Annotated in this window: 12 protein-coding genes and 1 pseudogene; 3 read left to right on the forward strand and 10 right to left on the reverse strand. The window is 67.9% G+C overall.

Going from position 1 to position 18,191, the window contains the following annotated elements:
* Positions 1-28 precede the first annotated feature (28 nt).
* Positions 29-1,087: an aromatic ring-hydroxylating oxygenase subunit alpha gene (locus tag ACMGF8_RS23070; protein WP_102863131.1), complete on the forward strand. Its 1,059-nt coding sequence runs from the start codon at positions 29-31 to the stop codon at positions 1,085-1,087.
* A gap of 59 nt (positions 1,088-1,146) precedes the next feature.
* Positions 1,147-2,097 (forward strand): PDR/VanB family oxidoreductase, encoded by a 951-nt coding sequence (locus ACMGF8_RS23075; RefSeq protein WP_060843880.1) that lies wholly within the window; start codon positions 1,147-1,149, stop codon positions 2,095-2,097.
* A gap of 177 nt (positions 2,098-2,274) precedes the next feature.
* On the opposite strand, the gene ACMGF8_RS23080 is transcribed toward ACMGF8_RS23075, so the two are convergent.
* The 6 genes from ACMGF8_RS23080 to mdlC all read right to left on the reverse strand — a co-directional run bounded on the left by ACMGF8_RS23080 (position 2,275) and on the right by mdlC (position 10,247).
* The gene (locus ACMGF8_RS23080; RefSeq protein ID WP_060839774.1) at positions 2,275-2,988 is read right to left on the reverse strand and encodes a GntR family transcriptional regulator; all 714 of its coding nucleotides are present in this window, start codon (positions 2,986-2,988) and stop codon (positions 2,275-2,277) included.
* A gap of 231 nt (positions 2,989-3,219) precedes the next feature.
* The gene (locus ACMGF8_RS23085; RefSeq protein WP_250330694.1) at positions 3,220-4,476 is read right to left on the reverse strand and encodes an OprD family porin; all 1,257 of its coding nucleotides are present in this window, start codon (positions 4,474-4,476) and stop codon (positions 3,220-3,222) included.
* Positions 4,477-4,595: 119 nt separating this feature from the next.
* Positions 4,596-6,071 (reverse strand): aldehyde dehydrogenase family protein, encoded by a 1,476-nt coding sequence (locus tag ACMGF8_RS23090; protein WP_250330695.1) that lies wholly within the window; start codon positions 6,069-6,071, stop codon positions 4,596-4,598.
* Positions 6,072-6,224: 153 nt separating this feature from the next.
* The gene (locus tag ACMGF8_RS23095) at positions 6,225-7,148 is read right to left on the reverse strand and encodes a ketopantoate reductase family protein (protein ID WP_207816608.1); all 924 of its coding nucleotides are present in this window, start codon (positions 7,146-7,148) and stop codon (positions 6,225-6,227) included.
* A 38-nt stretch (positions 7,149-7,186) separates the two neighbouring features.
* Positions 7,187-8,578, reverse strand: coding sequence for an MFS transporter (locus ACMGF8_RS23100; protein ID WP_207816606.1), 1,392 nt, complete (start codon positions 8,576-8,578; stop codon positions 7,187-7,189).
* Between the two features lie 82 nt (positions 8,579-8,660).
* Complete coding sequence (gene mdlC, locus ACMGF8_RS23105) at positions 8,661-10,247, reverse strand: benzoylformate decarboxylase (protein WP_102863126.1); 1,587 nt, start codon at positions 10,245-10,247, stop codon at positions 8,661-8,663.
* Between the two features lie 116 nt (positions 10,248-10,363).
* Here mdlC and ACMGF8_RS23110 point away from each other — a divergent pair, with 116 nt between their 5' ends.
* The gene (locus tag ACMGF8_RS23110; RefSeq protein WP_060839780.1) at positions 10,364-11,260 is read left to right on the forward strand and encodes a LysR family transcriptional regulator; all 897 of its coding nucleotides are present in this window, start codon (positions 10,364-10,366) and stop codon (positions 11,258-11,260) included.
* 53 nt (positions 11,261-11,313) lie between these two features.
* Here ACMGF8_RS23110 and ACMGF8_RS23115 read toward each other — a convergent pair.
* The 4 genes and pseudogenes from ACMGF8_RS23115 to ACMGF8_RS23130 all read right to left on the reverse strand — a co-directional run.
* Positions 11,314-12,619: pseudogene (locus tag ACMGF8_RS23115) on the reverse strand (MFS transporter); the annotation flags it as partial.
* Positions 12,620-13,134: 515 nt separating this feature from the next.
* On the reverse strand, positions 13,135-14,889 hold the full coding sequence (locus ACMGF8_RS23120) for an acyl-CoA dehydrogenase (protein WP_416757247.1): 1,755 nt from the start codon (positions 14,887-14,889) through the stop codon (positions 13,135-13,137).
* A 59-nt stretch (positions 14,890-14,948) separates the two neighbouring features.
* Positions 14,949-16,190: a thiolase family protein gene (locus ACMGF8_RS23125; RefSeq protein ID WP_207816599.1), complete on the reverse strand. Its 1,242-nt coding sequence runs from the start codon at positions 16,188-16,190 to the stop codon at positions 14,949-14,951.
* A complete protein-coding gene (locus tag ACMGF8_RS23130) occupies positions 16,187-18,070 on the reverse strand; it encodes a feruloyl-CoA synthase (RefSeq protein WP_060841966.1) in 1,884 nt (627 codons plus the stop codon). The genes ACMGF8_RS23125 and ACMGF8_RS23130 overlap by 4 nt, the downstream gene beginning before the upstream one ends.
* Between the last annotated feature and the right edge of the window lie 121 nt (positions 18,071-18,191).

Below are 18,191 nucleotides of genomic sequence, written 5' to 3' on the forward strand. Positions count from 1 at the left end.
AAAAACAACAAACGCCTGGAGAGACGTCATGTACCCCAAGAATGCCTGGTACGTTGCCTGCACCCCCGATGAATTGCAGGGCAAGCCCCTGGGCCGGCAGATCTGCGGCGAACGAATGGTGTTCTACCGCGCCCACGAAGGCCGGGTAGCCGCCGTCGAGGATTTCTGCCCCCATCGCGGCGCCCCGCTGTCGCTGGGCTATGTCGAGAACGGCAACCTGGTGTGCGGCTACCACGGCCTGGTGATGGGCTGCGACGGCAAGACCGTGGATATGCCCGGCCAGCGGGTACGCGGCTTCCCCTGCAACAAGACCTTCGCCGCGGTCGAGCGCTACGGCTTCATCTGGGTCTGGCCCGGCGACCAGAGCCTGGCCGATCCGGCACTGATCCATCACCTGGAATGGGCCGACAACGAACAGTGGGCCTATGGCGGCGGGTTGTTCCACATCCAGTGCGACTACCGACTGATGATCGACAACCTGATGGACCTGACCCACGAAACCTACGTCCACGCCTCCAGCATCGGCCAGAAGGAGATCGACGAGGCGCCGCCACAGACCACCGTGGACGGCGATCAGGTGGTCACCGCCCGCCATATGCACAACGTCATGCCGCCGCCGTTCTGGCGCATGGCCCTGCGCGGCAACCAGCTGGCCGACGACGTGCCGGTGGACCGCTGGCAGATCTGCCGCTTCAGCCCGCCCAGCCATGTGCTGATCGAAGTCGGCGTGGCCCACGCCGGCCACGGCGGCTACGACGCCCCGGCGGCATTCAAGGCATCGAGCATCGTGGTGGATTTCATCACCCCCGAAAGCGACACCTCGATCTGGTACTTCTGGGGCATGGCGCGCAACTTCAACCCCCAGGACCAGGCCCTCACCGCCAGCATCCGCGAAGGCCAGGGCAAGATCTTCAGCGAAGACCTGGAGATGCTCGAACGCCAGCAGCAGAACCTGCTCGCCCAGCCCCAGCGCAGCCTGCTCAAGCTGAACATCGACGCCGGCGGCGTGCAGTCGCGACGGGTACTGGAACGCCTGATCGCCCAGGAGCGCGAGCCCCGGGAAGCACTGATCGCGGCAAGCCGTTAAGCCCTTCTCCGCCCCCGACAGCCAGCCGGCCCGGATGCGGCCACTGGCGAGGACCGACAATGATCGACGTACTGGTGGTCGCGCGCCACAACGAAGCCCTGGACATCTGCAGCTTCGAACTGGCCGCGGCCGACGCAAGCCCCCTGCCCGCCTTCAGCGCCGGCGCCCATATCGACGTGCATCTGGCCAACGGCCTGGTGCGCCAATATTCATTGTGCAACCACCCCGAAGAACGCCACCGCTACGTGATCGGGGTGCTCAAGGATCCGGCCTCGCGAGGCGGCTCAAGCAGCCTGCACCAAGAGCTGGAAGTGGGCACGCGCCTGCGCATCAGCCAGCCGCGCAACCTGTTTGCCCTGGCCCCCGGCGCGCGGCGCAGCCTGCTGTTCGCCGGCGGCATCGGCATTACCCCGATCCTCAGCATGGCCGAGCACCTGGCCCACGGCGGCGCGGATTTCCAGCTGCACTACTGCGCCCGTTCCGCCGAGCGCGCGGCCTTTGTCCCGCGCCTGCGGCAATCGCCTTTCGCCGAGCGGGTCAGCCTGCATTTCGACGAGCAGCCCGAGACGGCCCTGGATATCGCGCACGCCCTGGCCGCGCCGCAGGATGATCTGCACCTGTACGTCTGCGGCCCCGGCGGGTTCATGCAACACGTGCTGGACAGCGCCAGGGCCCTGGGCTGGAAGGAACAATGCCTGCACCGCGAGTACTTCAGCGCCGCGCCCGTGGACCACGGCAGCGACGGCAGCTTCGCGGTCAAGCTGGCCAGCAGCGGCCAGGTGTTCCAGGTGCCGGCCGATCGCAGCGTGGTCCAGGTGCTGCAGGACCAGGGCATCGAAGTGGCGATTTCCTGTGAACAAGGGATCTGCGGCACCTGCCTGACCCGGGTGCTGGAGGGTGTGCCGGAGCACCGCGACCTGTTCCTCACCGAGGAAGAACAGGCGTGCAACGATCAGTTCACGCCCTGCTGTTCCCGCGCCAAGACTCCGTTACTGGTGCTGGATCTCTAGGCGTTGCACGAAAGCCTCGATACTCGGTGATGCTGCGTTGAAAACAGTCTTGTGCGCGAGTCCGATCGGAATGCTCATTGACACCCCGTAAAGTCGGACGCGCCCCCCGGCCGCTCCTCGACCGTTTTCGCCTTGCCTGACCTACGTCTCAAAACTGTTCGGACAGCGCCTTGCGCCTCACGGCGAGGGCAGGATCAGCTTCATGCGCTCGTCGGCCACGGCCGAGCCGAAGATCTCGGCGTAGCGCAAGGTGGCGTTGGCATGCTCGCGCATCAGCGCTTCGGCCCGCGCGCCCTGGCCATTGACCAGGGCGTCGAACACCGAATGATGCTGCATGTGGGCGTAGTTGAAGCGCCGGTATTCCCGGGCCATGTCCTGGCGATCCACCGCCAGGGCGGTGACCGAGGCGAACGGCAGATGGTCGTTGCGCGCCAGGGCATCGGCGATCGCCGGGTTGCCGCTGCCCGCCACGATCACCTGATGAAACCGCATGTTGAGGTCGTGGTAGACCTCCAGGTCTTCCTCGTTGACATAACCCTTGTCGAACAGCGCATCGCCCTCGACCAGGCAACGTTCGAGAATCGCCCGGCCCTCGGCCGACAGCCCGCGCTCGGCGGTCTGGCGCGCCGCCAGGCCTTCCAGCACCCCGCGCACCTCCACCGCCCCGGCAATGTCCTCGGCGCTGACCGACCGCACCTGAAAACCGCGACCGCCGAAACGCACCAAGAGGCCTTCCTGCTCCAGGGTGCGAAAGGCCATGCGCACCGGCATCCGCGACACCCCGAAGCGCTCGGCGGTAGGCACTTCCATCAAGCGCTCGCCTGCCGCCAGCTCGCCCGAGGCGATCATCTTGCGCAGCGCGACCAGCACCGTTTGACCGGGTTTGCTCATCCGGGCAGCTTCCTTAAAAAAGGTGGGCGGCCATAGTAACGCAAGGCCCGCCACAACACGCCCCCCGACAATACCTGTAGCCGCTGCTGAGCCCGCGAAGCTGCGCAAAGGTCCGCAGGACCTTGCCTGGCGTTCTCCCGCCGAACCTGCAGCACCTTCGAAACCGCCGCGCCTCCTGCGACGAAGTGCCGCCCAGAGCGTTCGCAGCCTGCGGCAGCGGCTACAGGGTTTTCAGAGTGCCAACGGGTAGCTGACGATCAGCCGGGTCTGGTCGAAGTCGCTGTTGAAGCTGCGCCGATTGGTGGCGTTGTTCAGCCGCAGGCTGAGGTTCTTCAGGATGCCGCTCTGCAGGGTGTAGCCGATCTCGGTATCACGTTCCCACTCATGGCCGTCCTTGCCGGCCTTGGTGGTGGCGTTGTCGCCTCGCCCGTAACGCACCATGGCCAGCAGCCCGGGAACCCCGGAAGCGGCAAAGTCATAGTCGTAGCGCAGCTGCCAGGAACGCTCGCCGGCGTTGCTGAAATTGCCGTTGAACATGTCGTTGCCCAGGGTCCGGCCGCTGCTGCCATAGACCGACATCCAGGGGCTGTCGCCGCTGACCTTCTGCACCCCCAGGTACAGCGTGTGCCCGGCCCGCGCGGCGGAAAACAGGCCATAGGCGGTGTGGCTGTCGACCCGGCCGATGCGCGCGCTGCCATCGTCGCGGTCGATGAAGTAGCCCAGGTTGCCCCCCAGCACCCAGTCGCCCAGCGGCTGTTTGTGCTGCAGGTTGAAATAGCTCTGGCGGTAGATGTCCTGCAGTTGCGAATGCCAGGCGCCGAACAGGGTGCGCTGCTGGTTGAAGCGGTAGTCGGCGCCCACGTAGTTGAAGCCATCGGACTTCACCCCCGGCGCGGCCCAGGCCGACAGGTCCTGCATGTCCGACGAGTTGCGCAGGCTCACCGCCCGGTACTGCCCGGCCTGCAGGCCCAGGCCGTCGATCTCGCGGGACACCAGCATGGCCCCGCGAAAGGTCTGCGGCAGCAGGCGGCCATCGTCATAGCGCAGCAGCGGCACGTCCGGCAGCAGTTCGCCGAGCTTGAACTCGGTGGCGGAAATCCGCGCCTTCAACGCTGCCCCGGTGCGGCCGAAATTGTCCGCCGCGCGGCCGTCGTCGTGCACCGGCAGCAACTCCGAACCGCTGACCCGGCGGCTGCTGTCGAGCTTGAGGCCGAACAGGCCGATGGCATCCAGGCCAACACCCACGGTGCCCGGGGTGTAGCCGGAGCTGAACTTGAGGATGAAGCCCTGGGCCCACTCCTCGATCTGCCCCTTGGGCGCGTCGTGGTCGCGAAAATCCCGGTTGAAGTAGTAGTTGCGCAGCAGCAGGTCGGTCTTGCTCCCCTCGAAGAAACCGCTGTCCTCGCCAGCCCAGGAAGGGGCGCACAGGCCCGCTGACAGACAAGCCCCGACCAGGGAACGGCAAAGCATCGGATGACGGGTGTTCATTATTATTGTTCTCCGTTTTTCATGGACGCAGCCGTGCCCCGACAGGCCCGTGACGGCCCGTCCATTCACGGATGCTCAAAAACCCGGCCAGGGCGGCCGGGGTTGTTCAGGTCAGCCCGTCAGAAGGGATACTGACGCGGCCGGTGTTGCACGCTGATCCAGTGGTCGCGGGTGAACTCGTCGATCGCCCAGTCGCCGTTGAAGCGCCCCAGCCCGGAGTTCTTCTCGCCACCGAACGGCGCGTTGGCCTCATCGTTCACCGGCACATCGTTGATGTGGGTCATGCCCGCGCGCACCTGGCGGGCGAAGTTCACCCCGCGTTCCAGGCTGCGGGTGAACACCGCGCTGGACAGGCCGAACTCGCTGGCATTGGCCAGCTCCAGGGCATGGGCTTCATCCCGAGCGCGCAGCAGCCCCACCAGCGGGCCGAAGATCTCATTGCGCGCCAGGTCCATGTCGGCCCGCACCTCGCCGTAGACATGGGGCGCCAGCAGATTGCCGTTCACCCCGCCCTCGTACAGCGGCTCGGCGCCCTGCTCCCGGGCCAGGGCGATCTTGTCCTGCAGGCCCTGCAACTGGCGGGCATTGATCACCGGGCCGATCACCGTCTCCAGCGATTGCGGATCCCCCACCTTGAGTTGCTTGACCCGGGCCACGAAACGCTGGGCAAAGGCTTCGTAGAGCCGCTCATCGACGATGATCCGGTTGATCGCCATGCAGATCTGCCCCTGGTGCAGGAACTTGCCGAACACCGCGGCGTTCACCGCCTGCTCCAGGTCGGCATCGTCGAGCACCACGAACGGGCTGTTGCCCCCCAGCTCCAGGGCCACGTGCTTGAGATGCTCGCCCCCACTGGCGATGCGGCCGATACCGCGCCCTACCGGGGTCGAGCCGGTAAAGGTGATCAGCGCCGGCACCGGGTGCTCGACAAAGGCATCGCCAATCTCGCTGCCAGCCCCCACCACCACGCTGAACACCCCGGCGGACAGCCCCGCTTCCTCGAAGATCCTCGCCAGCAGCAGGCCGCCGCACACCGGGGTATCGCTGGCCGGCTTGACCACCACCGCGTTGCCCAGGGCCAGGGCCGGAGCGATGGAACGCTGGGTCAGGTGCAGCGGAAAGTTCCACGGGCTGATCACCCCCACCACCCCCAGGGCGCTGCGGTACACCCGGCTTTCCTTGCCCGGTACATCGGACTCGACAATCCGCCCATGGACCCGCGCCGGGAACGACGCCGACTCCAGGGTAATGGCCCGCGCCGCGCCCCACTCGGCCAGGGCCTTGATCCGCGTACTGCCGGATTCGCGGATGATCCAGTCGACGATTTCCTCCTGGCGCCGGTCGAAGATCGCCACCGCCCGGTGCAGCACCGCCGCACGCTGCGACGGGCCCAGGGCCGCCCATTGCGGCTGCACCTGGGCGGCCCTGGCGTAGGCCGCATCCAGGTCGCTGCGGTTGGCCTGGGCCACTTCCAGCAACAGCGCGCCATCGTAGGGGTTGGTCACCGCCAGGGTCTTGCCGGCGGCACCGGCGCGCCACTGCCCGGCGATGGGTTGCAGATGCAGATCGCGATAGACCGCGTTGGATTCACTCATGAAAAATCTCCTCAAGAAACAGCATTCATAAACCGATGTGTCACCCAAAACCCGGCTTGTATGGGGCGGGCTTGTGTAGGAGCTGGCTTGCCAGCGAAGACGCCCGCAACAAGCACACAAGACCCAAGGCCCTGTTCGCCGGCAAGCAGGCGCCTACACGGCAGCGCGTTGCTCGATCAGCCGCAGCAGGCCGAGCAGGGTTTCGGTGTGGGGCACCGCCACCCCCGCCTGCCGCGCCCGGGCCACTACCTGGCCGTTGATCGCGCCGATTTCCGTGGGCCGCCCGGCCAGCACGTCCTGCAGCATCGAGGGCTTGTGGCTGCGGTGGTTGGCCATGGCAAAGGCCACGCTGTCCAGGCAGCGCTGGGCATCCAGCACTATCCCCTGGGCGCCGGCCACGGCCACCACCTCCATGACGATGGCCCGGGCCAGCGCCACGCCTTCCGGCGCCGCGTCCAACTGGCCGACGGTGCAGCCGGTGGCCGCGCACAGGCTGTTCAGCGCCGCGTTGAAGGCGACCTTCTCCCAGATCGACGTCCACACCTCGGGGTCCACCGCGCAGCTCAGCCCGGCCGCATCCAGTACCGCCGCCACTTCAGCGCTGGCCTGGCGCTCACCCTCGTCGAGGGCCAGCACCCGGACCATGCCCTGGCCATGGGAATGCACCTGCCCCGGCCCGAGCAGGTCGGCCGGCCAGTTGGTCATGCCGATCAGCACCTGCTGCGCGGCCACGTGCCGCGACACGGCTTCGGCGTTGCCCAGGCCGTTCTGCAGGGTCAGCACCCGGGTGTGCCGGGTGATATGCCCGGCAACGCTGCGCAAGGCACTGTCGGTGTGCAGGGTCTTGGTGAAGACCAGCAGCAGGTCCGGGTGCCCGCTGGCCTGTTCCGGGCGGCAGGCGTTCAAGCCCCGGATGCGCCGCTCGCCGTGGTCGGTGGCCAGCAACAGGCCGTCACGCTGGATGGCCGCCAGATGCGCGTCGTTGATGTCCAGCAGCGTCACCTGCTGCCCGCTTTCGGCCAGCAGGCCGCCAAACAGCGAACCCATGGCGCCCGCGCCGAGAATGGTGATGTTCATCGAACCTCCTGATGGAATGAGCCTTTCAAGGGCCACGTTCATGACTGGCCCGGCAGGCGCCGGGGAATGTGCCGGCGCACGATCAGCAGCGCGATCAGCGCCATGAGCATCACCGCGCCCAGCAGTGTCAGGTAGCCCTGGGCGCCGCCCCGGGTGATCACCAGGGCCCCGGCGAAGGCACTGAGGATCGCCCCCAGGCGCCCGAAGGCCAGGGCCGAGGCGGTGCCGGTGGCGCGCACGCCGGTGGGGTAGATAAAGGCACACAGCGCATACATGGTGGACTGCACCGCGTTGACGAACAGGCCGTGCACGCCGAAGCCGAAGATCAGCAAGCCGGTGTGCTGATGGATATCCACCCCCTGCAAGGCAAAGGCGCTGGCCGCGCCGCCGGCACAGCAGATCAGCAACGGCCAGAACGAGCCCCAGCGGGTGATGGCCACCGCACAGACCAGCGCGCCGATGACCCCGCCGAGGTTGTAGGCGGTCAACCCGGAACCGGCCACCGACAGCTCCAGGCCTTCAGCCAGGAGCATGGTCGGCAGCCAGCTGAAGGCGCTGTAGACTGCGGTCAGGCACATGAAGAAGGCCACCCAGAGGGCCAGGGTGTCGCGCCCGTAGCCCCGGTCGAACAGACTGCGGAAACCGCCCTGCTTCTCGCTCTTCTGCTCCAGGGCATCGCTGTAGCTCACCCCTGCGGCCATGGGCCGGCCCATGCGCCCCAGCAACGCGCTCAACTCCCCCCAGCGCTGCGGTCGGCGCGCCAGAAAGCGCGGCGACTCCGGCAGGGTCACCAGCAACAGCAGGGCGAGCACCATGGGCAGGCTGCCACCAATGAAGAACAGCGTGCGCCAGCCATACAGCGGCAACACATGGGACGCGAACAGCCCCGCCAGCATACCGCCCAGGGGCACGCAGACGATGGTCGCGGTCACCGCCAGGGTGCGCCGCCGCGCCGGGGTGAACTCCGCCGTCACCGTGGTCGCGCTGGGCAGCGCGCCACCGATGCCCAGGCCGGCGATGAAGCGCAGGACCGCCACCGCCAGCGCATTGGGCGCCAGGCCAATGGCGCAGGTGGCCGCGCCGAACACGAACACGCTGGCGATGACCGCCATGCGCCGGCCGAAACGATCGGCGAACAGTCCGGCACAAGCACTGCCGATGCCCATGCCGATCAGCCCGGCGGCTACCGCCGGGGCGAACGCCTCGCGGGTGATGCCCCATTCCTTGATCATCAGCGGAATGGCAAAACCGATCAGTTGACCGTCGAAGCCGTCCATGACGATGGACAGCGCCGCCAACAGCACCACCAGCTTCTGCATGCCGGTGAAGGGGCCCTGGTCGAGCAAGGTGCCGATGTCGGCATGGGAGGGAGCGCAACGCGCCGACTGGGGCGCATCGTCTATCGCTGCTGTGACCGAAGTCGTGTTCATATCCACCTCTTTTTATTCTTCTGGTGAGTCCGCAAGCTGCGGTGGGCAAGGCCGGGCACCGGGCCCGGCGACAAGGCTGTCTTCAGGGTTCGATGGTCAAGGTCGGCACCTCGATCAGTACCGGGCGCTGGCCCGCCAGGGCCGCGGCAAACGCCTCGGCAAACGCCTCGCGGGTGTTGGCCTGCACCGCGTGCACACCGTAGCCGCGGCCGATGGCGCAGAAGTCCAGGCCCGGCACGTCCAGCCCCGGCGCATCGCTGACCTGCAGCACATCGGCGAACCAGCGCAGGGCGCCGTAGGTGCCGTTCTTGAGAATGATGAACACCACCGGGATCTGGTACTGGGCGGCGGTCCACAGCGCGGTGATGCCGTAATTGGCCGAACCGTCGCCGATGATCCCGATCACCCGCCGCTCGGGCCGGGCCAGTTGCACCCCCACCGCCGCCGGCAGGCCGAAGCCCAGGCCGCCAGCCGCCGGAAAGTAGTAACTGCCGGGCTCGCGCATTTCCACTCGCTGCCAGAAGGCGCCGACGGTGGAGGTGGATTCCTTGACGTAGATCGCATCCCTGGGCGCCAGCTCGTTGATCACGTCGAACACGGTTTCCGGGCGCAGCAGGCCGCCGGTTTCCTCGACCGGCGCCGGTGCCGGCAAGGCTGGCGGCTGCGGCCGGTCGCACTCCGGCAGCGCCCAGACCAGGGCCTGCAGGGTCTCGGCAATGTCCCCTACCAGCGCATCGCCCATGGGCGAGCGTGCTGCTTCGCCGGGGTCGCAAGTGATGTGCAGCAGCTCGCACCCCTCGGGCAGGTAGTCCCCCGGGGCGAACTGGTGGTAACGGAACACCGGGGCGCCCACCACCAGGATCAGGTCATGCTCCGCCAGGCAGCGGCTGATGCCGGCGATGGCCGCCGGCAGCACCCCGCGAAAGCTCGGGTGGCGGGTCGGGAACGGGCAGCGGGACGCGGACGGCGCGACCCAGGCCGGCATGCCGAGTCTTTCCGCCAGTTGCACCGCCAGGTGGTTGCTCTGGCTGCCGTCCACATCCGGCCCCAGCACCAGCACCGGGTTGCGCGCCGCCACCAGACGCTGTACCAGCTGGCGCAATTGTGCCGCCGAAGGCAGCCCGGCCGTGGCCACCTGGCGCCGGGCCAGGTGCTCGACCCCGGCCGGGGCGGCACGACCCCAGTCGTCGTAGGGAATCGACAGGTACACCGGGCCCTTGGGCGCCTGGCTGGCCATGTGGATGGCCTGGCTCAGGGCCCGGGGCACATCCTCGGCGCAGGCCGGTTCATGGCTCCACTTGACCAGGGGCTTGGGCAACTGCGCGGCATCGACATTGGCCAGCATGGCTTCGACGCCGATCATCGAGCGCACTTGCTGGCCGGCGGTGATCACCAGCGGGCTGTGGGAGTACCAGGCATTGGTCAGCGCGCCCATGCCGTTGCCGGTGCCGGCCGCCGCATGCAGGTTGACGAACGCCGGCTGGCCGCTGGCCAGGGCGAAGCCGTCGGCCATGCCGACCACCGCGCCTTCGTGCAGGCCGAGGATGTAGCGGAAGTCTTCGGGAAAGCCCTTGAGAAAGGGCAACTCGTTGGAACCCGGGTTACCGAACACCGTGGTCAGGCCGTGTTGCCGGAGGATGTCGTAGGAAGCGCTATGGACGGTTTTCATAGGGACCTTTGCCGCTGCTTTTTTAGAATTTGAGTTACTCTTGCAGCCGCGATGAAATTGATCAAATCGATACTATTTCTATTAAAAATAAGATCCATCTATATCCATGAGGCAGCATGAGCCACATCGATCTGAACCTGATCCGCACCTTCGTCACCCTCTACGAAGCCCGCAGCGTGACCCTGGCCGCCGAGCGCCTGTTCGTCACCCAGCCCTCGGTCAGCTACGCCCTGGCGCGGCTGCGGGACCTGTTCGACGACGGCCTGTTCAGCCGCAGCCGCGACGGCATCCAGCCCAGCCAACTGGCCGATGAGCTGTACCCGCCCCTGCGCGAATCCCTGACGCGGATCGAAAACACCGTGCACAGCACCCGGCACTTCGACCCGGCGACCACCGAGCGACGCTTTCGCATCGCCCTCTCCGACCTCGGCGAAATGGGCTTTCTGCCGCTGATCCTGGCGCGCCTGAACCAGCAGGCCCCGGAGGCCGAAGTCGAGGTCCTGCCGCTGCAGGTGGACCAGGCCGGGGAATGGCTCGGCAGTGCCAAGGTCGACGCGCTGATCTGCCGCAAGCCCCTGACCGGCACCCGCAGCCAGGTACTGATCCGCGAGCGCTACGTGTGCCTGCTCAGCGACCGCCACCCGCGCATCGGCGAACACCTGAGCCTGGAACAGTTCCTCGCCGAACGGCACATCGCCGTGACCCGCACCACCGGCCACGGCAGCGTCGAGGACGTGCTCAAACAGATGAACGCCACGCGCCGCATCAGCCTGCAGGTGCCGCACTTCTCGGTGCTGCCCAAGGTCCTGCCCGGCACCGACCTGCTGGCGGTGCTGCCGGCGCAGATCGCCCGCCTGTTCACCCTCGAAGGCGGCCTGCGGCAACTGGAGCTGCCGTTCCCGGTGGGGGAGTTCGACGTGTCCCTGCACTGGCACCCCAACAGCGACAGCTCCGCCGCCCTGACCTGGTTCCGCCAGACCGTGGCCGCGGCGATCATCGACGGCCAGGCGTGAAGCAGCGCCCGCGGGCGCATCCGGTTGCGCAGGCTAGGCCAGGGCCGCTTGCGCCTGCGGCGGCGCCGGGCGCAGCAGCAACAGGCAAGCCGCCGCCAGCACGAAGACCACGGCAAACACCCCGTACAGGTGCAGCGGCTGCCAGCCGGCATCCAGCAGCACCCCGGCCACCGTCGGCGAGACAATCGCGCCGATGCGCCCGATGCCGATCCCCCAGCCCACTCCGGTAGCCCGCACCGAAGCGTCGTAGACCACCGGCGACAAGGCATACAGCCCGGCCACGCAGCCGTTGGCGAACAGCCCGATCAGCAACCCCAGGCCCAGGGCCGCGGCAATCGACGAGGCGCTGCCGACAAACAGCACCAGGAGTCCGGCGGTCACCAGCATGAACAGCGACAGCACCCGGGTCAGCGGCCAGCGCGAAGACAAGCCGCCGATCAGCGCCGCGCCGAAGATCCCGCCGACACTCAGCAGCACCCCGCCGGTGATCCCCTGCTGCGCCGAAAGCCCGGCGGCCACCAGCAGTTTCGGGGTCCAGCTCATGACGAAGTAGAAGCCGAACATCACCAGGAAAAACAACAGCCAGATCAGCAGCGTGGTGCGCCGCATCGGCCCGGCGAACAGCTGGCCGAAGCCGCTGCCGGCGCCCTCCTCGCGCAGCGCCGCCGCGGGCAGCCGCGCCAGCGTCGGGTGCCCCAGGCGCTGGGCCAGGCGATTGACCCGCGGCAACGCATCGGCCGGGCGCCGGGCCAGGAGAAAGTCCAGGGATTCAGGGAGCCAGAGCAGCACCAGGGGGATCACCAGTAAGGTGACGACGCCGCCAAACACAAACACCGAGCGCCAGCCCCAGTGGCTCAGCAGCCACACCGCCAGCAAGCCGCCCAGGGTCGCCCCCAGGGCATAGCCGGTGGATTGCAGGCTCACCGCCAGCCCCCGCCAGCGGCGGCTGGCGTATTCGGCGGCGATCACGTTGCTGCTGGCCAGGATGCCGCCGATGCCCAAGCCGGTCAGGCCGCGCAACAACGCCAGTTGCAACGGACTCTGGCTGGTGGCCGAAAGCAGCATGCCGATACCGGACAGCAACAGGCACCCCAGAATCAGCGGCCGGCGCCCGAAGCGATCGGCCCAGGGCGCGATAAACAGCGAACCGCCGGCCATGCCGAACAACCCGGCACTGAGCAGCAGGCCGATCTGCGCGCCGTTGAGTTGCCACTCGGCGGACACCGAGGCGGCGGTGAAGGCCATCACCAGCACATCGAAGCCGTCGATCATGTTGAGGACGATGCAGATACCGATCGCCAGGCACTGGAACGCACCCATCGGCCCCTGATCGAGCCGTTGCTTGAGATCACCGTTCATGGCCGCACCTGCCGTTCGGCCACGAGCCGAAGCGCAACACCCAGCGAACCTGTGCACACAGACAGCCAGCGCGCGCCAGCCAGGTGGCTGCACGCCGTCGAAAAGACATTCATGACGAAACCCTTTTTGTTGTTTTTATTGCGGACGGTCAGGAGGGCTCCTGCCATCGCCAGGTCGCCAATAAAGCGCTTAATGGATCCATTGGCAAGGGATAAGCGGGCTGAAAAGGCTGCTCAAAAACCCCTTGGCCAGCCATGGGCGGGGTCAATTTCCATAAGGATCAAACGCTTAGGTGCCCGACACGGCGCCGGGATTAGCGGGCGATTATCGGCCAACCAAGCATGTGGCGAGTGGGCTTGCTCCCGTTCGATGGCACAGCCATCGCACAGCCTGCGGGTGCGGTAGGCCTGGAAACGCTCGCCGGCCAGCGCTGGGGGCGCTGCGCACCCCAGCGGGAGCAAGCTCCCTCGCCACAAGGTTTGCCCCCTTGATTGGATCCAATAACCTGCATCACCTCAGATAAACGCCAACCCTGCCCGGGCGTTGCGTACCGCCGTCATCCGCGGTTCGACCTGGGGCAACAGGTAGCTGAAAAAGAACCCCGCCGTCTCCAGCTTGGCCCCACGCAGCGGGTCGCCCTCGGGCAGCCTGCGCGACACCCGTGCCGCCCGGGTCCAGGCCAGTGCCAGCAGGCTCAGGCCACACAACGCCAGAAAATCCCCGGCCGCGCGATACGGGTACTCGGCATCCTCCAGCGCCCACTGCTGCACCTGGGCCACCAGTGCCTGCAACGCCTCGGCCAGATCCGCCAACGACCGGGCGAACCCCGCGCACTCGGGCACCTGGGCGCTGTGCCCGGCCTCATCGCGCAATTGCTCAAGCAACAGCGCGAAGCCCTGCCCACCATCCCCCAGCACCTTGCGCAACAGCAGGTCGTTGGCCTGAATCTCGTTGCTGCCTTCGTAGATCATGGCGATGCGACTGTCGCGCAGGGTCTGCTCGATGGCGAACTCGGCGACGTAGCCGTAGCCGCCGAAGACCTGCAAGGCGTTGCTGGCCTGACGAAAGCCCTGCTCGGTAAAGAACGCCTTGATGATCGGCGTCAGCAGTTGCGCCAGCTGATCGGCCTGGCGCCGGACCTGGGGTTCAGGGTGATGCTCGGCCTGATCCAGCAAGTGCGCGGCCCAGTAGCCGATGGCCCGCAGGCCTTCGCTGGTGGCGCGCAATTCCAGCAGCACGCGGCGCATGGCCGGGTGGTAGCGAATCGGGTCGGCGGCCTGGGCAGCAACCCCGGCGGGACGCAAGGGCGCACGCATCTGCTGGCGTTCGCCGGCGTAGTCACGGGCGTTCTGCCACGCCGCTTCGACATGCCCCAGGCCTTGCAGGCCCACGTGCAGGCGCGCCGAATTCATCATCACGAACATCGCCGCCAGGCCGCGATGGGCCTCGCCCACCAGCCAGCCCTGGGCCGCCTCGAACACCAGGGAACAGGTGGCGCTGCCCTTGATCCCCATCTTGTGTTCGATGCCGTCGCAGCGCACGCCGTTACCCTGGCCCCGCTCCAGGCGCTTGGGCACCAGGAACAGCGAGATCCCGCGGCTGCCCTCCGGCGCGCCCGGCAGCCGGGCCAGCACCAGGTGCAGGATGTTGTCGGTGAGGTCATGCTCGCCGCCGGAAATGAACAGCTTGCTGCCGCTGAGGCGATAGCTGCCGTCGGCCTGGGGCTCGGCGCGACAGCGCAACAGGCCGACATCACTGCCGGCCTGGGGCTCGGTCAGGCACATGGTGGGCAGGCTCGCGCCGCTGATGATCCCCGGCAGGTAGCGCTCCTGGAGCCAGGGCGCGCCGTGGGTCTTGAGGCACAGGTAGGCGCCGTGGGCGATGCCGGTGTACATGGCCCAGGCGTGGTTGCTGGCGTAGAGCATCTCTTGCAGCGCCGCGTCCAGCAGCTGCGGCAGGCCCTGGCCACCCAGGGCTTCGGCGCAAGCCAGGGCCGGCCAGCCGCCCTCGACATAGGCCCGGTAGGCCTCGGCAAACCCCTGCGGGGTGCTGACCTGCCCGTCCGCCCACCGGCAGCCCTGGCGATCGCCGCTGGCGTTCAGCGGCGCCAGCACGTCCTGGCTGAAACGCCCGGCCTGCTCCAGCACCTGCAGCGCCAGGGGCAGGTCCAGCGCCTCGAACGCCGGGCTCCGACGCCACGCCTCGGGGGCCTCCAGCCAGTGCTCAAGGACAAATTGCATATCGCGCAGCGGCGCCTGGTAGCTCCACATGGGGACACCTCATCGAGTAGAAATAGAATGACCCGCCAGGGGCGGCGGGCCGGTCGGGCTCAGCCGCGCCAGGCCGGGTTTTCGATCAGCAGCGCCATGCCCTGGCCGCCTCCCACGCAGGCGGCGGCGATTCCGTAGCGCAGGTTGTGCTCGCGCAGTTGCCGGGCCAGGGTCAGCACCAGGCGCAGGCCGCTGGCGGCCAGGGGATGACCCAGGGCCAGGGAGCCGCCCCGGGTATTCAGGCGGTCACTGTCCAGCTCCAGCTCCCGGGACACGGCCAGTACCTGGGCCGCCTGAGCCTCGTTGATTTCAAGGCGACCGATCTGCTCCAGGCCCAGGCCGCTGCGCTGCAGGAGCAGGCGGATCGCCGGGGCCGGACCGATGCCCATGCACTCCGGCGCCACCCCGACCACCGCACTGCCCAGCAACAGCGCCAGGGGCGTAGCACTGCAGGCCGACGCCCGCCCGACCAGGGCCGCCGCCGCGCCATCGACCACCGCGCAACTGTTGCCGGCGGTCTGCACCCCGCCCTCGTGGATCGTCCGCAAGCGCGCCAGGGCAGACAACTCACTGGGACGCGGATGACTGTCCCGGCTGACCGTCTCGACACCCCGTGGCAGGCGAATGCCGCGCGGTCGATAGCCGTCGAGCTCGAAGGTCTGCTGGCTTACGGCGACGATTTCCGGCGCGAACCAGCCCGCCTGCTGCGCCGCCAGGGCCCGCTGATGGCTGGCGCAGGCATAGCCGTCCACGGCTTCGCGGGTCAGGCCATAACGCCGCGCCAGATTGTCGGCGGTGGCAATCATGTCCAGCCCCGGCGCCCGGTCGTACAGCGCCTCCCATAAGAAGTCCTTGAACTGCACCGCCGCCCCCAGGCGAAAGCCGCCGCGATGGGTGTAGGCGGCAATCGGGTTGCGCGACATCGATTCACTGGCCACGCACAACGCCAGTTGCACCTCGCCCCGCAGCTGCTCGGCCGCCTGGCGCAACAGCTCGAAACCGGTAGCGCAGATGCGCTGCACCCCCAGGGCCGGCACCGCTTGCCCGACGCCGCTGTACAGGCCGATGTGCCGGGGCAGCAGGTAGGCGTCGAAACTGGCCTGGGCCATGGAGCCGGCCAGCACGCTGTCCACCGCCCGGGCATCGATGCCGGCGCGCTGCAGTACCTCGCGGCCGACCTTGATCCCCAGATCGATCGGCGAGATCTCCGCCAGGTCCCCGCCAAGGTCGACCCAGGGCGTGCGCAACGCCTCAAGGATCGCCACATCGGCAAACTCGCTGTACTGCCCGGCACCGTTCATGGCTTGGGCTCGGCGCGCAGGATCGACGGTTCGCGGCCGCGATACAGGTCCTCGACCTGCTCGGCGCGCCACTGCAACACCGCGCGCTGGTTGATCGAGCCCTTGTCGGTGATTTCCCCGCGGTCGATGGACGCCGGCTCCACCTGCAGGGCGATCCACTCCAGGCGGCTGGCGTTGCCGCTGGCCTCGCGGTTCAGGCGCTGCAACCAGTCGCCGAACCACTGGCGCACCGGCGCGCTGGCCAGCACCTGGGCATCGCTGGCCTCGGCGCCCAGCGCCGCCAGCCGCCGGCATTCATACAGCCGCGGGAACACCAGGGCCCCCAGGCACTCGCGGTCCGGGGCGGCCACCACCAGGTCCTGGACATAGGGCGAGCCTTCGAGCACCGCGCGATTGCGCAGCGGGCCGACACTGACAAAGACCCCAGACGACAACTTGAAATCCTCGGCAATGCGCCCGTCGAACATCAGCCCCAACTGCGGGTCCTGGGGGTCGGCGAGCTTGAGTGCATCCCCCGAGCAATAGAAGCCCTGGGCGTCGAACACTTCGGCGGTCTGCTGCGCCGCGCGCCAGTAGCCGGGCATGATGTGCGGCCCGCGAAAGCGCCCCTCGAGCTTGCCGTCCACCGGCACCAGGCGCACTTCGCACCCCGGTGCCGGCAGGCCGATGTAGCCGGCCATCGACAGCGGCCCGGTGGTGAAGGTGCAGGACGGCGCGGCCTCGGTCATGCCGAGCCCGGCCATCATGCGGATGCGTTCGCCGCAATGCTGCTCGGCGACCCGGTCGAGACGGTCCCAGACACTTTGCGACAGCCCGGCGGCAGCGAAGAAGAACAGGCTCATGCGCTTGAAAAAACACTCGCGCAGCTCGGCGTCCTGCTCCAGGGCGTTGACCAGTTCCTCCCAGCCCTTGGGCACGGTCAGGTAGGCGGTGGGCGAGATCTCCTTGAGGTTGCGCAAGGTCTCGGCGAAGCCCTGGGCCGTGGGCTTGCCGTCGTCCAGATAAAAACTGCCGCCGTTGTAGAGCACGATGCCGACGTTATGGCTGCCACCGAAGGTGTGGTTCCAGGGCAGCCAGTCCACCAGCACCGGCGGCTCTTCGCCGAACACCGGGAAGGTCTGCAACAGCATCTGCTGGTTGGCGCAGAGCATGCGCTGGGTGGTGATCACTGCCTTGGGCAGCTTGGTCGAGCCCGAGGTGAAGAGAAACTTGGCGATGCTGTCCGGCCCGGTGGCGGCAAAGGCCGCATCGGCCTCGGCCCCACCGGGCTCGGCCAGCAGGCTGGCGAAGCTCGCCTGGCGTCGCCCCGGCACCTGGCCACGCACACAGATCAGCGGCGTCTCGGGGGGCAGCACCGCGTCGATGGCCCGCTGGTAGGCGCCAGCATCGCTGACAAACACCAGCCCCGGCTGCAACAGGTCGCAGACGTGGCGCAGCTTGGCAAAGTCCTGGGACAACAGCGAATAGGCCGGTGACACCGGGCAATAGGGAATCCCGGCGTACATCGCGCCCAGGGCCAGTTGCAGGTGTTCGATGTCATTGCCCGAAAGCAGCGCCAGCGGCTTGTCGGCGGACAACCCGTAGCCGAGCAGGCCCTGGGCGATGGCGCGCACGCTGTCGAGCATCTGCCCATAGCTGACCCGGCGCCAGTCGCCGCCGGCCTCGCGGGCGGCAATGAAGGTCTGCTCGGGGCGCACCCGGGCCCAGTGCAGCAGGCGATCGAGCAAGCGCTGCGGCAAGGGCGCCAGGGGTTCCAGGGAGCGCATGTGCAACACGCCCTGCTCTTCACTGACGGCAACCGCCGGCCGGCCGATGGACACCTGGCGGTAACGCGGCGGCTCGGCCGCGGGTGGGGATGGCGCTCTGAATTGGCAACTCACGTACATGTCCTCCATCAAGGCACGCCTGCGCCGCGCACGCAGGGCGACGGCTGGCAAGCGTGGCAGCCGGGGGCTGCGGCCTTGTTATTGTTATGCCCTGCCTGCACACGGGCCGCGTGCT

This window comes from Pseudomonas sp. BNK-7 (assembly GCF_048072025.1).
Lineage (GTDB): Bacteria > Pseudomonadota > Gammaproteobacteria > Pseudomonadales > Pseudomonadaceae > Aquipseudomonas > Aquipseudomonas danubii.

What these genes read in the sequence shown, in the direction of transcription:
- ACMGF8_RS23070 (WP_102863131.1), top strand. Translation starts at nt 29, where the DNA reads ATGTACCCCAAGAATGCCTGGTACGTTGCCTGCACCCCCGATGAATTG.
- ACMGF8_RS23075 (WP_060843880.1), top strand. Translation starts at nt 1,147, where the DNA reads ATGATCGACGTACTGGTGGTCGCGCGCCACAACGAAGCCCTGGACATC.
- ACMGF8_RS23080 (WP_060839774.1), bottom strand. Translation starts at nt 2,988, where the DNA reads ATGAGCAAACCCGGTCAAACGGTGCTGGTCGCGCTGCGCAAGATGATC.
- ACMGF8_RS23085 (WP_250330694.1), bottom strand. Translation starts at nt 4,476, where the DNA reads ATGAACACCCGTCATCCGATGCTTTGCCGTTCCCTGGTCGGGGCTTGT.
- ACMGF8_RS23090 (WP_250330695.1), bottom strand. Translation starts at nt 6,071, where the DNA reads ATGAGTGAATCCAACGCGGTCTATCGCGATCTGCATCTGCAACCCATC.
- ACMGF8_RS23095 (WP_207816608.1), bottom strand. Translation starts at nt 7,148, where the DNA reads ATGAACATCACCATTCTCGGCGCGGGCGCCATGGGTTCGCTGTTTGGC.
- ACMGF8_RS23100 (WP_207816606.1), bottom strand. Translation starts at nt 8,578, where the DNA reads ATGAACACGACTTCGGTCACAGCAGCGATAGACGATGCGCCCCAGTCG.
- mdlC (WP_102863126.1), bottom strand. Translation starts at nt 10,247, where the DNA reads ATGAAAACCGTCCATAGCGCTTCCTACGACATCCTCCGGCAACACGGC.
- ACMGF8_RS23110 (WP_060839780.1), top strand. Translation starts at nt 10,364, where the DNA reads ATGAGCCACATCGATCTGAACCTGATCCGCACCTTCGTCACCCTCTAC.
- ACMGF8_RS23120 (WP_416757247.1), bottom strand. Translation starts at nt 14,889, where the DNA reads ATGTGGAGCTACCAGGCGCCGCTGCGCGATATGCAATTTGTCCTTGAG.
- ACMGF8_RS23125 (WP_207816599.1), bottom strand. Translation starts at nt 16,190, where the DNA reads ATGAACGGTGCCGGGCAGTACAGCGAGTTTGCCGATGTGGCGATCCTT.